Raw genomic sequence first — 13,386 nt, forward strand, 5'->3', positions numbered from 1 at the left:
AGACAACGCGGGCTTTCTGATACCTCGCGTTATCGTTAGCGACCATCGCGAGCAAGCTCGCTCCTACAGGATGGGTGTACGCCGTAAAACTGTGGGAGCGAGCCTGCTCGCGATGGAGGCCCAGACAACGCGGTGTGCGTGATGCCCCGCGTTATCGTTGACGACCATCGCGAGCAGGCTCGCTCCCACAGTTAGACAGCGAACCGGCTTACAGCGTACCAAACACCTTCTTCGCCAGGCTGGTCGCGGCGGCGGCCGGGTTCTTGCGGATGGTTTCTTCCTGCTTGCCGATCATCTCGAATAAACCGTTCAGGGCCTGTTCGGTGACGTAGCTTTCGATGTTGGCGCTCTTGGCGTCCACGACACCGAGTGTCGCGGCCTGGCCGGCGAAGGAGTTGTATTGCTTGGCCAGGCCAACCTGGTCGGTGGCTTGCTTGACGATCGGCAGGAACTTGGCGCGGATCTGTTCGCGGCTGGTCTTGTTCAGGTACTGGGTGGCGGAATCGTTGCCGCCGCTCAAGATGCCCTTGGCGTCTTCGACGGTCATCTTCTTCACCGCATCGACGAGGATCGGCTGAGCCTGAACCACGGCAGTTTCCGCCGCCTTGTTCATGCTGGTTTCCAACTGATCGACCTGCTCACCCATGCCGAACTGTTTCATCTTGCTGGCAACCTTGCCCAGCTTGCCCGGCAGTTCGATCTTCACATCCGGGTTGTTGCTGAAGCCGCCCGGCGTACCGAGCTGTTTCACGGCCAGTTGTGCGCCCTGGGTCAGGGCATCCTTGAGGCCGCCGCTGGCGTCCTTTTGCGACAGGTCACTGAGCGACAACGCCAGGGCGCTGGCGCTGATCATCAAACCTGCACACAGGCCGGCAAAGCGAAGGGTAGGGCGGAGCATGGCAACTTCCTTTTTCAAAAAAGACTCTTAGCGGGCCGCGTCGACGCGGACCCTCACAGGCTGGGGATCGGAACCGTCCAGACGCACGGCATGATTCTCGGTGGTGATGAACAACAGTTTGCCATCAACTTCGATGCGAGCGTTGATCGAATAGCGATGATTGGCTTCGACCTTCGCTGGGTCGTAGCTCAGGTGGAACGGTAACGGTACCTGGCCCTTGACCGGACCACGCTGTTCGTCGATGACCCTGGCCGGGGCATCGGCCAGCGAGATGTCCTGCAGGCTGACGCTGAGGATCGCCGTCGGTGGCAGGGCGATGCGTTGCAAATAGAAGACTTCGCCATCCAGGGACGCCTTGGGCGCCGGGGCGGGGTGTTGGCAGGCAGCGAGAAAAATGGCAAGCCCAAGTAGAGAGAGTTTTTTCATGGGGTGCACCTTTAACGTTGGCACCGCAGAAAGTTGGGTGCCAACGTTAATTTAGCGAATTTTACCGAAAGTGTCCCAGTCAATATTTAGCGGACTGGAATCAGTAAGTCGCGTGTTGGGTGCGCGCAGGTTAACCGACGAAGTCGACCCGTACTTCCTGCTCTTTCAGGTAGTTTGCTTCCAACTCCACTCGGTGATGTTGAGTGGTGGTGAAGATCAGGCGATCTTCGTGGGTAATGCTGGCGCTGATGACATAGGTATGTCCGCTGATGATGTCGGACTGCGCGTACGACAGGCTGAAACCCAGGCCGGCGCTGTTTGCGTTGGGGGTGACTTGAACGGCCAGCTCCTTGGCGGGAGCATCGGCCCGGCTGACATCTCGCAGGCGGACAGTCAGGGTCGAGTTCGGCAGCAGAGCAACTCGTGCGAGGTAATATACTTTGCCGCTGATGGTATAAAGAGTTTCGCTGGTCATATAAATATCCTTATTAATGAATCGTCGGTATTGACGAGCGATAAGCATACGGTCAGAGCCAAACTCTTATATGTAGGAGAGTTCTTGCGACATGGCATGAAGTGGGATTAATTCGAGACAGAAGCATCCTTGCTTCTGCTCGTAAGTGTTCATTCGATATTCAGAACATTAGATCGGCGTGACCAGTTCCGCCGCATCTTCACTGCGATGCAACGCCACCTGCCTGATTGACAGGCGAATCTCCGCCGGTAGCACACGCTTGGCCGCGCCTTCGGCCAGCTCGCCGAGCAGTTCGTGATAGCTCAGCTTGCCGGCTTCGTCGCGCCGCAGCACGTCGAGGTCGAGCAGGGTCTGGATGAAGTGGCGGAACAGGCTCTTGTCGAAGAACTCCGGGGCGTTCAGGCCATGCAGGATCGACAGGCGCTGGGCCATCACCGTGCACAGGTCTTCCAGCTCTTCGGCGCTGATGCTGTTCTGGCCGCTGTTGAGCAACAAAGACACGGTCATGTAGAAGCGTTGCAGGGTCTGCGCGATGCTCTTGGACAGCAGGGTCAGCAGCACGAAATGCCGCGAACTCGGGGCCGGGCGCAGATAGACATCGTTCTCGAAGCGCAGCAGGCCTTGTTCGACGAAGGCTTCGAGCCATTGGTCGATCACCGCGTCCAGCTCATCCAGCGACCAGCGGATGAACAGCTCCGATTGCAGGTACGGATACAGCGCGCGGGTGTAGCGCAGGATCTGCTCGCGGCTCATGCGCGAGGTGCTCTGGAAGAAGCTCGCCAGCAACGACGGCAACGCGAAGATGTGCAGCACGTTGTTGCGGTAGTAGGTCATCAGGACGGCATTCTGCTCATCCAGGTACAGAATCTTGCCCAGGGCATCGCTCTGTTCGGAGAGCAGGTCCATGTCCTTCACATGCTCGATCAGCGCCCGGCCGTCGCCTTCCGGCAGTGTGGTGTGCGGCGAGTACGGAACCTTGCGCAGCAGCGCCAGGTACAGGTCGAGCACCCGCGCCATGGCACGGTCGTCCAGCGCCAGGCGGCTGGTGGACAGCAGGGCCAGCGCCACCAGGTTGACCGGGTTGATCGCCGCCGCTTCGTTGAGGTGCTGCGCGACTTTCTCGCCAAGACGGTTGGTGGTTTCGTTGAGCCAGGCCGGTTTGAACTGCGGGCCGAGTTCCTGTTTGCGCCAGTCTGGCTGTTCGCTGTCGAGGAACTCGGCGAGCTTGATCGGCTCGCCGAAGTTCACCGCCACCTGGCCAAAGCGCTGCTTGAGCGCGCCGATGACTTTGAAAATGTCGAAGATCGACTCTTTCTTCTTGCTCGCCCCGCGCAGTTCGCCCAGGTAAGTGCGGCCTTCCAGTACGCGCTCATAGCCGATGTACACCGGCACGAACACGATCGGCATGCGCGAGGAACGCAGGAAGCTGCGCAAGGTGATGGCCAGCATGCCGGTCTTGGGTTGCAGCATGCGCCCGGTGCGCGAGCGACCGCCTTCGACGAAGTACTCGACGGGAAACCCCTTGGTGAACAGGGTGTGCAGGTACTCGTTGAACACCGAGGTGTACAGCGGATTGCCCTTGAAGGTGCGACGCATGAAGAACGCACCGCCGCGGCGCAGCAGGCTGCCGATCACCGGCATGTTGAGGTTGATGCCGGCGGCGATGTGCGGCGGGGTCAGGCCGTTGCGGAACAGCAGGTAGGACAGCAGCAGGTAGTCGATATGGCTGCGATGACAGGGCACGTAGATCACTTCGTGACCTGGGGCGACCTTTTGCACGCCTTCGATGTGGTTGACCTTGATGCCGTCGTAGATTTTGTTCCAGAACCAGCTCAGCACCACTTCCAGGAAACGGATCGCCGTGTAGGTGTAGTCCGAGGCGATCTCGTTGGCATAGCGCAGGGCCTGGGCCTTGGCTTTTTCCGCCGAGATATTCTCGCGCTCGGCTTCGTCGAGGATCGCCTGTTTGACCAGTGGCTGGTTGATCAGGCCCTTGACCAGGTTGCGGCGGTGGGAAATGTCCGGGCCGATCACCGCGGCCTTGAGGTTGCGGAAATGCACGCGCAACACCCGTTGCGCCATGCGCACGGTGCGCTCGTGGCCCTTGTTGTGTTCGATCAGCTCGCGCAGGTGGATGGGGGCGGAGAACTGCACGCGGGTCTTGCGCCCCAGCACGATGATGCTGAGCAGGCGGCGCAGGCGCCCGGTGACCGCCCAACTGTCGGCGAACAACAACTTCCACGGGCTCGACTCGCTGTCCGGCGACTGGCCCCAGAACACGCTGACCGGAATGATCTGCGCGTCTTCGGCAGCGTTCTGGCTCAGGGCGCTGACCAGGCGTGTCAGGGTGGGCGGCGCGCCGCGTTTGTCCTGGCGGCCGAGCCAGTCGGGGTCGGGCGTCAGGTAAAAGAACGCGGCCGGCTCCAGCAGGTTGCCCACCGATACCGGCAAGACAGGACGAGGCAGGCCCGCCTTGCTGCACTCGGTGTCGACTACGGCGAGGTCGCTCAGCGAAGGGTTTTGCAGGACGTAGAACACCGGACGACTGCGGTCGAGGTTGAGGGTGAACGACGACTGGTTGATGGTCTCGGAGCGAACCCAGAGATACAACAGTCGGCGCAGGGTGCCAAACACAAGACGGCGAAACGGGGAACGGGTCATACGGCTTCTGCGTGAGTGAATAAAACCGAGCAAATGCTCGGGAGAAGGGGGCGTTCTTCATGAGTTTTCGCACCGCGCCGGGCCTGCTGTTGTGCAGGGCAAGGCGCGAGAAGCGTGATTTGGTGTTCCAAATGAGCTGCGAGCAACGCAGCCCTGCACAACAGCAGGCCCGGCCCTCCGGGTTGTGCCTTAAAGCGGGCCAGGCTGCGTTGCAGGCCTTGGAAAGGGAACACCATTCCCAGCGGCCTGCGCCTTGCCTGGCCCGCTTTAAGGCGACAACGCGGTGTGAAAACTCATGAAGAACGCCCCCTTAGTTTGCAGCATTCGTCAAAAATCGGCAAAAAAGCGGCGAAGTAAACTCCTTTCGAGAGTTTCCATGTGTGACATATACTCGGCCAACTGTCGTCGCTGCCTTCATTTGGCCAGCATGCGCAGGCGAATGTTCCCGAGGCTTTCCTGCGAAAAGCCATGTAGATAATAAAAAAGGAGTATGAACAGATGGCAACACGTGAAACCGGCAGCGTGAAGTGGTTCAACGACGCCAAGGGGTATGGCTTCATCCAGCGCGAAAACGGCGTGGATGTATTCGTGCACTACCGCGCGATCCGCGGTGAAGGCCACCGTTCGCTGACCGAAGGCCAGCAGGTCGAATACGCGGTGGTGGAAGGGCAGAAGGGGTTGCAGGCTGAGGATGTGGTGGGGTTGTAAGCACCACGCGAAACAACTGTGGGAGCGAGCCTGCTCGCGATTGCGGTGTATCAGCCGGCAACTCCTTGGCTGACACTCCGTAATCGCGAGCAGGCTCGCTCCCACAGGTTATATGTGATGCTTGTTACGCCGTCCGCCAGGTAATCTCTTCCTCACCATCGGCGCTGATGCGAATCCAGCGGTCGGCCGATTCTTCACCTTCTTCCTCGACCCAGCTACCCGGTGCGCAACGCACTTCGACGTTCAGCGCGGCAAACGCGGCGCGGGCGCAGGCGATGTCGTCGTCCCATGGGGTCTGGTCGCTTTCCAGGTACAGGCTGTTCCATTTGCCCACGGCCTTGGGCAGCCAGGTCACGGGCACGTTGCCGGCCTTGCACTTCCAGGTCTGGCCCTTCTGCGTCCATTCGTTGCACGGGCCCAGGGCGGCGCCCAGCCAGGCGGCAATGGCCTTGTGGTCGACGTCGGCGTCCTTGAGGTAAATCTCGATATCGGGTTGGCGCATGGATGTCCTCACTGCGGGTCTGAAAATCCATTCGCGGATTCAGTTGGCCTCGAGCCGTTGCTCAAGCCCCAGGTTTATTGAAGTACAAAATAATCGTAACGCATCGACACGGTGACCTCGAACGGTTCTGCCTGTTCGATCACCGCTGCGCGGCGTTCGGCACTGGCGCGCCAGCCATGGGGAGTCATGGCCAACAGGTTCGCCCGGTCCTGGCCGCTGTCGAGCGTCAGTTTGAATTCCAGGGTTTCGCTGTGGGCCAGCGCCATGCCTTCCGGCACCAGGGCCAGATGCTTGTCGTCGGTGTACTCGCGTACTTCATCGTACAGGCGCTCGCGCAACTCCATCAGGTGACCGCTGGTGGGGCCGACTTTCATCAGGCCGCCGCCGGGGCTGAGCAGGCGCTTGGCCTCGTCCCAGTCCAGCGGGCTGAACACGCTGGCGAGAAACTGGCAGCTACCGGGGGCCAATGGCACCCGGGCCATGCTGGCAATCAACCAGGTCAGCCTGGGGTTGCGCTTGCACGCGCGTTTGACCGCCTCGCGGGAGATGTCCAGGGCGTAGCCATCGGCATCGGGCAAGGCGTCGGCGATCTGCGCGGTGTAGTAACCCTCGCCGCAGCCGATGTCGAGCCAGCGCTGGGGCGCGTAGTGCGCCGCCAGTTCGGCCAGGCGCCTGGCCACCGGTGCATAGTGCCCGGCATTGAGGAAGTCGCGCCGGGCCTCGACCATCGCCTGGTTATCCCCAGGGTCGCGGCTGTTCTTGTGCTGCACCGGCAACAGGTTCAGGTAACCCTGGCGCGCACGGTCGAAACGATGCCCGGCGGGGCAGGCCACGCCGTTGTCCACCGCGCTCAGCGGTTCGCTGCAAATCGGGCAGGCGAGCATCAGGCGAGCAACTTGATGAGGGTCTGGTAGTAGATCTCGGTCAGCACGTCGAGGTCGGCGGCCAGCACGCGTTCGTTGACCTGGTGGATGGTCGCGTTGACCGGGCCCAGCTCGACCACTTGCGTGCCCATGGTGGCGATGAAGCGCCCGTCGGAGGTGCCGCCGCTGGTGGACGCCTTGGTCTCGCGCCCGGTGATGTCCTTGATGCTCGACGAGACGGCATCGAGCAGGGCCCCCGGTTCGGTGAGGAACGGCAGGCCGGACAGTGCCCAGTCGATGTGCCAGTCCAGGCCGTGCTTGTCGAGGATGTCGGCGACGCGCTTTTGCAGGCCTTCGACGGTGGACTCGGTGGAGAAGCGGAAGTTGAACACCGCCACCAGGTCACCCGGGATCACGTTGGTCGCGCCGGTGCCGGAATTCACGTTGGAAATCTGGAAGCTGGTCGGCGGGAAGAAGTCGTTGCCGTGGTCCCAGTGTTCGGCGGCCAGTTCGGCCAGTGCCGGGGCGGCGAGGTGGATCGGGTTCTTGGCCAGGTGCGGGTAAGCCACGTGGCCTTGCACGCCGTGCACGGTCAGCTTGGCGCCGAGGGAACCGCGACGACCGTTCTTGACCACGTCACCGACCAGGGTGGTGCTCGACGGTTCGCCGACGATGCACCAATCCAGGCGCTCGTTGCGCGCGGCCAGGCGTTCGACCACGGCCTTGGTGCCATGGTGCGCCGGGCCTTCTTCGTCGCTGGTGATCAGGAACGCGACCTTGCCCTTGTGATCCGGGTAGTCGGCGACGAAACGTTCGGCGGCCACGGTCATCGACGCCAGGCTGCCTTTCATGTCCGCCGCACCACGGCCGCAGAGCATGCCGTGTTCGTCGATCACCGCGTTGAACGGGTCGATCTGCCAGGCGGTCACCGGACCGGTCGGGACCACGTCGGTGTGACCGGCGAAGCACAGCACCGGGCCATCGTGTTTGCCGTGGATGGCCCAGAAGTTATCCACATCTTCGATGCGCATCGGTTCGAGCTGGAAGCCGGCATCGCCCAGGCGCTGCATCATCTGCTTCTGGCAATCGGCGTCGACCGGGGTCACGGACGGACGGCGGATCAGGTCGATGGCGAGTTGAAGGGTCGGCGAAAGGTCGGCGTGGGCCGTCATGGAAAACTCCGGAAGCTTGAATGTGTGCACTGGCCGACTGTGGGAGCGAGCCTGCTCGCGATGAACGATGACACGGTTTGAATGACAAACCTCATCGCCTGCATCGCGAGCAGGCTCGCTCCCACAGGTATTGGGCCAGGCCGCAGGGTCAGGGCCCTGCAAAATGGCGGTTATCTTAAAGCAAAACGGCGGCCATAGGCCGCCGTTTAGTCCATCGGCAAAGATTTACACCGCTGTCGCCACTTCGACCTCGGCGGAAGGTTTGGGCAGCGAAGACAGGAACGCCATGATCAGCGCCGCCACGTACGGCAGCGACTGCACCAGCAGCATGGTCACCCAGAAGCGCATGTCGTTGCTCGGCAGGCCGTTCACCAGGAAGATCCCCAGCGCGGCGCCCCACAACAGCAGCATGATGAACACCTCTTCACGGGCCTCGGAAATCGCCACCCAGAAGCCGTGGTTATCGGCATTTTTCGGGGTGCGGAAGAACGGAATGCTGCTGGTGAAGAAGCCGTACAGCACCGCCTTGGCAATGGTGTGCGACAACGCGAGGCCAGCCAGGGCGGCACAGAACGCATCCTTGAGGTTCACGCCCACGGCGCGACGGTAAAGGAAGATGATCTTGCCGACCTTGAACACGAACAGCGCCAGCGGCGGGATCGCGAAAATCAGCAGCGGCGGGTCGACCCGCTGCGGCACGATGATCATCGCCGCCGACCACAGTAACGCGCCCACGGTGAAGAAGATGTTCATGCCGTCCGCCACCCATGGCAGCCAGCCCGCGAGGAAGTGATAGCGCTGGCCACGGGTCAGTTCGGTGTCCTTGCCGCGCAGCAGGCTGGCGGTGTGACGCTTGATGATCTGGATCGCGCCGTAGGCCCAGCGGAAGCGCTGCTTCTTGAAGTCGATGAAGGTATCGGGCATCAACCCCTTGCCATAACTGGTGTGGTAGTACGCCGCCGACAGGCCCTTCTCGAACACCCGCAGGCCCAGCTCGGCGTCCTCGCAGATGCACCAGTCGGCCCAGCCCAGTTCTTCGAGCACCGAACGACGGGTCATGGTCATGGTGCCATGCTGAATGATCGCGTCACGGTCGTTGCGGGTGACCATGCCGATGTGGAAGAAGCCCTTGTACTCGGCGTAGCACAGCTTCTTGAAGGTGCTTTCGTTCTGGTCGCGGTAATCCTGCGGCGACTGCACCACGGCGATCTTCGGATCGGCGAAATGCGGCACCATGTGCTTGAGCCAGTTCGGGTCGACGCAGTAGTCCGAGTCGATCACCGCAATCACCTCGGCGTCCTTGGCGGTGTGCGGGATCAGGTAGTTCAGCGCACCGCCCTTGAAGCCGGCCAGTGGCGCGACGTGGAAGAACTTGAAGCGCGGGCCGAGGGTGGCGCAGTAGTCGCGCACCGGTTCCCAGACCGCCGGGTCCTTGGTGTTGTTGTCGATGATCAGGACTTCGAAATCCGGATAGTCAAGGTTGGCCAGGGCATTGAGGGTCTGTTTGACCATCTCCGGCGGCTCGTTGTAGCACGGCACATGGATCGACACTTTCGGGCGGTAGTTCGAATCGCCCACCACCGGCAGGAATTCCCGGCGCCGCTTGTGGATCCACACCGCTTCGGCCAGTTCATGGGCCTCGGTGAGCAGCACGATGAACACCCCGAGCGCACCGAGGGCGAGCAAGAAGCCCACCGTCAGGCTGAACCAGGTGCTGTATTGCTGGCTATAGTCGTAACCGATCCACACCAGCACCGAACCGCAGAGGAAGGCGATGAAAGTCAGGAAGGTACGGCCACGCTGGCGCAGGGCCGAGCCGTCGATCATCAGCAGGGTCAGCGACAGCAGCGCCAGCACCACCGAACCGATGGCCAGCACGCGCCACTGTGGAATCGCCACCACCGGACCTTCGAAATTGAATTTCTGCTGGCGCGCGGCGTTGAACACGCCCCAGTAGGCGCCCACAGAACCTTCGTCACTGGCCTTCCACGGCTGGTCGAAGGCTTCGATCACGAAGTAGTTGAAGCCCTGGCGGTTGAGTTTGTTGACCAGGGTGCGCAGGTAGATCGCCTGGTCGGCCGGCGACGCATCGGCGCCGCCACGCATGCGGCCGTTGCTCGGCCAGCCCACTTCGGACAGCAGCAACGGTTTTTTCGGGAACATCTTCTTCAGGTCGCGGGCGCGGTCGAGGACGAACTGCCCGGCCTTGTCCATCGCGATGAACTCCCAGTAGGGCAGGACGTGGGCCGCGATCAGATCGACGTGTTTGGCCAGTTCCGGGTGCTCTTCCCAGACGTGCCACTGCTCGGAGGTGGTGACCGGGACTTTCACGGCGGCACGCACACGATCGAGCAGCACGCTGAGTTGTTCGGCGGTGATTTCCTTGCGGAAGATCGCTTCGTTGCCGACCACCACGCGGACGACGCTGCGCGATGAATTGGCGATTTCGATCGCTCGGGTGATTTCCCGCTCGTTGCGTTCCTGGTCCGGGCTGATCCAGATGCCCAGGGTGACTCGCAGGCCAAACTCTTCGGCGAGTTTGGGAATGTCCTGCAAGGTGCCATCGACCGAGTAGGTACGGATGTTGTCCGTCAGCTTGCTCATGATCTCCAGGTCACGGCGCATCTGATCGTCGGTCGGGTACTGTTCTTTCTGCGGGTACTGGCCTTGCTGGAATGGCGAGTAGGAAAAACCGGAGATCTGCTCGGGCCAGTTGGGGGTGCTGACCGGGCGGTTGATCAGCGCCCAGAAGCCGGTGAACAAGGCCGCGATGGCGAGCACCACGACCAGGTTGAGTCCAAATTTACGCGATGACATAGCTATTTCAGGTTCCAAAGGCGGTGGAACGACGGAACGGTTGGCACTGTGCCAAGGGGGGCGCATCCTACACCGTGCTCTCCCTGACCGTACAACAGACGGGGAAAAGCCTGACATTGGGCAATCCGCTTTCGCATTAGTTCTGATACTTGTCGCTTGCTGCTTAAAACTTGCCACTGCCAAGCCCTATAATGCGCGCCGGTTTTTGGGGTAATGGTCATGAGCACAGAAGATCCACGGTTTGCAGGCATCGCCCGTTTGTATGGCATTGAGGGCCTTGAGCGCCTGCGCGCGGCCCATGTGGCGATTGTTGGCGTCGGTGGCGTCGGTTCCTGGGCGGCCGAAGCCATGGCCCGTTGTGGGGTCGGCGAGATCTCGCTGTTCGACCTCGACGACGTCTGCGTCAGCAACGCCAACCGCCAGTTGCACGCACTGGACAGCACCGTCGGCAAGCCCAAGGTCGAGGTCATGGCCGAGCGCCTGCGCGGGATCAACCCCGATTGCACCGTGCATGCCGTGCCTGATTTCGTCACCCGCGAGACCATGGCCGAATACATCACGCCGAACATCGACTGCGTGATCGACTGCATCGACAGCGTCAACGCCAAGGCGGCACTGATCGCCTGGTGCAAACGCCGCAAGATCCAGATCATCACCACGGGTGGGGCGGGCGGGCAGATCGACCCGACGCTGATTCAGGTGTGCGATCTCAACCGCACGTTCAACGACCCGCTGGCCTCGAAAGTGCGCTCGACCCTGCGCCGCGAATACGGTTTTTCACGTACCGTGACCCGCCATTACAGCGTGCCGTGCGTGTTTTCCACCGAACAGCTGCGCTACCCGAAACCCGATGGCAGCATCTGCTTGCAGAAGAGCTTTGTCGGTGACGGCGTCAAGCTCGACTGCGCCGGTGGGTTTGGCGCGGTGATGATGGTGACGGCGACGTTCGGCATGGTCGCGGCGACCAAGGCTGTGGATAAGATCGTGGCAGGCGTGCGCCGGCCGGCGGATCGCATCAAGCCTGCGGTTTAATCGGCTCTTCGCGGGCAAGCCCGCTCCCACAGGGTTTGTGGGCGCTGCGAATCCCTTTGGGAGCGGGCTTGCCCGCGATGGGTTGCGAAGCAACCCTTTTATTGAGCCAACTCATTCATCCGCTGCAACACCGCATTCAAGCCATTGCTGCGTGAAGGCGACAGCTGCCGGCTCAAGCCCAACTGGTTGAACCAGTCAGGCAAATCCACCTGCCGCAGTTCCTCAGCCGACAAACCGTTGACCCGCGCCAGCAACAACGCCACCAGACCACGGATCAACCGTGCGTCGCTGCTCGCGGCGAACTGCCAGTGACCGTCCTGCAACGAACCCACCAACCACACCAGGCTCTCACAGCCGTGCACGCGGTTAGCGTCGACCTTGTCTGTCTCGCTCAACGTCGGCAGGCGTTCGCCCCACTGCATCAGCAGGCGTGCCCGTTGTTCCCAGCCCGCGGCGTTCTGGAAGGTGTCCAGGGCCGAGACGGCGTCCGCCGGCAAGCTCATCGCAGCAACTCCAAGGCCTGATCCAGCGCCTCGAAGAAACGCTCGAGGTCCTCGGAGTCGTTGTACAGCGCCAGGGACACCCGGATCGCCCCGGCCAGTTCAAAGCTTTTGAGCAGCGGCATGGCGCAGTGATGACCGGCGCGCACGGCGATGCCCTGTTCGGTCAGCAGATGCGCCAGGTCGGCGTTATGCACACCCTCGACGACAAAACTCGCCAGGGCCAGTTGCGGCTTGCCCAGCAGGCGAACGCCGTCACGTGCTTGCAGGCCCTTGAGCAGACGGGCATGCAGCGCCGCCTCGTGGGCACTGACCGCTTGCGCGTCGAGACCGGCCAGGTAATCCAGGGTCGCCCCCAGGCCGATCACACTCGAAACCGGCGGGGTGCCCGCTTCGAAACCCAACGGCGCAGGGCGGAAGCGCGCGTGCTGGTAGTCGGCGTCCAGCACCATCTCGCCGCCGAACTGCCAGTGGCGCAAGTGTTTGAGCGCGTCATGGCCAGCGAACAGCACGCCCAGGCCATCGGGGCCATAGAGCTTGTGGCTGGAAAACACGTAGAAGTCGCAACCCATGGCCTGCACGTCATTCCGACCATGGACCACGCCCTGGGCGCCATCGACCACGGTCAGTGCGCCATGTGCCTTGGCCAGCGCCAGCAGCGCGGACAAGGGTTGCCAGGCACCGAGCACGTTGGACAACTGGCTGACCGCCAGCAAGCGGGTTTGCGGACCGATCAGCGTGGCAGCGACTTCCAGGTCGATCACGCCGTCGGCGTCCAGCGGCAGGATCACCAGCCTGGCGCCGCGGCGTTGGGCCAGTTGCTGCCAGGGCAGCAGGTTGGCGTGGTGCTCCAGGGCACTGACGACAATTTCATCGCCCGGATTGAACAGGTGCTCCAGGCCGTAGGCGAGGAGGTTCAGCGCAGACGTCGCGCCGTGGGTGAAAATGATCTGCCCGGCATCACCGGCGTTGAGCCAGTGGGCCACCTTGCTGCGACTGTCCTCGAACGCTTGGGTCGCGTGCGCGCCGGGCAGGTGCTGGGCACGGTGCACATTGGCCGCGCCATTGGCGTAGTAATGCGCCAGGGCATCGAGCAAAGCTTGCGGTTTTTGCGTGGTGGCGGCGTTGTCCAGGTAGGTCTGGGCTTGCCGTTGCAGAGCGGCGATGGCCGGGAAGTCGGCGCGCCAGGGGGAGAGAATCATCATGTTGTCAGGCCCTGATAAACATGGGCGGGTGTACGCCAAATCCCTGTGGGAGCGAGCCTGCTCGCGATGGCAATCCTGAGGACGCCATCGCGAGCAGGCTCGCTCCCACATTGGGTCATGCGGCGCC

12 protein-coding genes are annotated in these 13,386 nt (G+C 62.1%); 2 read left to right on the top strand and 10 right to left on the bottom strand.

Annotated elements, in window-relative coordinates:
• Positions 1 to 208 precede the first annotated feature (208 nt).
• The 4 genes from ABVN20_RS19315 to plsB all read right to left on the bottom strand — a co-directional run bounded on the left by ABVN20_RS19315 (position 209) and on the right by plsB (position 4,460).
• On the bottom strand, positions 209 to 898 hold the full coding sequence (locus tag ABVN20_RS19315) for a DUF4197 domain-containing protein (RefSeq protein ID WP_368557292.1): 690 nt from the start codon (positions 896 to 898) through the stop codon (positions 209 to 211).
• A 27-nt stretch (positions 899 to 925) separates the two neighbouring features.
• Positions 926 to 1,324, bottom strand: a complete 399-nt coding sequence (locus ABVN20_RS19320) for a YbaY family lipoprotein (RefSeq protein WP_368557293.1) — start codon at positions 1,322 to 1,324, stop codon at positions 926 to 928.
• Between the two features lie 130 nt (positions 1,325 to 1,454).
• The gene (locus ABVN20_RS19325) at positions 1,455 to 1,799 is read right to left on the bottom strand and encodes a YbaY family lipoprotein (RefSeq protein WP_368557294.1); all 345 of its coding nucleotides are present in this window, start codon (positions 1,797 to 1,799) and stop codon (positions 1,455 to 1,457) included.
• A gap of 168 nt (positions 1,800 to 1,967) precedes the next feature.
• Positions 1,968 to 4,460 (bottom strand): glycerol-3-phosphate 1-O-acyltransferase PlsB, encoded by a 2,493-nt coding sequence (plsB, locus tag ABVN20_RS19330; RefSeq protein ID WP_368557295.1) that lies wholly within the window; start codon positions 4,458 to 4,460, stop codon positions 1,968 to 1,970.
• A 498-nt stretch (positions 4,461 to 4,958) separates the two neighbouring features.
• Between plsB and ABVN20_RS19335 the strand changes: the two genes are divergently transcribed.
• A complete protein-coding gene (locus ABVN20_RS19335; RefSeq protein ID WP_192302536.1) occupies positions 4,959 to 5,168 on the top strand; it encodes a cold shock domain-containing protein in 210 nt (69 codons plus the stop codon).
• A 124-nt stretch (positions 5,169 to 5,292) separates the two neighbouring features.
• On the opposite strand, the gene ABVN20_RS19340 is transcribed toward ABVN20_RS19335, so the two are convergent.
• The 4 genes from ABVN20_RS19340 to ABVN20_RS19355 all read right to left on the bottom strand — a co-directional run bounded on the left by ABVN20_RS19340 (position 5,293) and on the right by ABVN20_RS19355 (position 10,522).
• Positions 5,293 to 5,670 carry a hypothetical protein gene (locus tag ABVN20_RS19340; protein ID WP_368557296.1) on the bottom strand — a complete coding sequence of 126 codons (378 nt, stop codon included), beginning with the start codon at positions 5,668 to 5,670 and terminating at the stop codon, positions 5,293 to 5,295.
• A 74-nt stretch (positions 5,671 to 5,744) separates the two neighbouring features.
• Positions 5,745 to 6,554 carry a putative RNA methyltransferase gene (locus ABVN20_RS19345; RefSeq protein WP_368557297.1) on the bottom strand — a complete coding sequence of 270 codons (810 nt, stop codon included), beginning with the start codon at positions 6,552 to 6,554 and terminating at the stop codon, positions 5,745 to 5,747.
• Positions 6,554 to 7,705 (bottom strand): succinyl-diaminopimelate desuccinylase, encoded by a 1,152-nt coding sequence (gene dapE / locus ABVN20_RS19350; protein WP_368557298.1) that lies wholly within the window; start codon positions 7,703 to 7,705, stop codon positions 6,554 to 6,556. The genes ABVN20_RS19345 and dapE overlap by 1 nt, the downstream gene beginning before the upstream one ends.
• Before the next feature lie 225 nt (positions 7,706 to 7,930).
• Positions 7,931 to 10,522 (bottom strand): glycosyltransferase, encoded by a 2,592-nt coding sequence (locus tag ABVN20_RS19355; protein WP_368557299.1) that lies wholly within the window; start codon positions 10,520 to 10,522, stop codon positions 7,931 to 7,933.
• Between the two features lie 213 nt (positions 10,523 to 10,735).
• Here ABVN20_RS19355 and tcdA point away from each other — a divergent pair, with 213 nt between their 5' ends.
• The gene (tcdA, locus tag ABVN20_RS19360) at positions 10,736 to 11,554 is read left to right on the top strand and encodes a tRNA cyclic N6-threonylcarbamoyladenosine(37) synthase TcdA (RefSeq protein WP_368557300.1); all 819 of its coding nucleotides are present in this window, start codon (positions 10,736 to 10,738) and stop codon (positions 11,552 to 11,554) included.
• Positions 11,555 to 11,652: 98 nt separating this feature from the next.
• Here the strand turns inward: tcdA and ABVN20_RS19365 are convergent, their stop codons facing one another.
• On the bottom strand, positions 11,653 to 12,057 hold the full coding sequence (locus tag ABVN20_RS19365) for a SufE family protein (RefSeq protein ID WP_368557301.1): 405 nt from the start codon (positions 12,055 to 12,057) through the stop codon (positions 11,653 to 11,655).
• Positions 12,054 to 13,259 (bottom strand): cysteine desulfurase, encoded by a 1,206-nt coding sequence (locus tag ABVN20_RS19370; RefSeq protein ID WP_368557302.1) that lies wholly within the window; start codon positions 13,257 to 13,259, stop codon positions 12,054 to 12,056. The genes ABVN20_RS19365 and ABVN20_RS19370 overlap by 4 nt, the downstream gene beginning before the upstream one ends.
• Between the last annotated feature and the right edge of the window lie 127 nt (positions 13,260 to 13,386).

Origin of the sequence: Pseudomonas sp. MYb118 (assembly GCF_040947875.1) — a bacterium.
Classification (GTDB): domain Bacteria; phylum Pseudomonadota; class Gammaproteobacteria; order Pseudomonadales; family Pseudomonadaceae; genus Aquipseudomonas.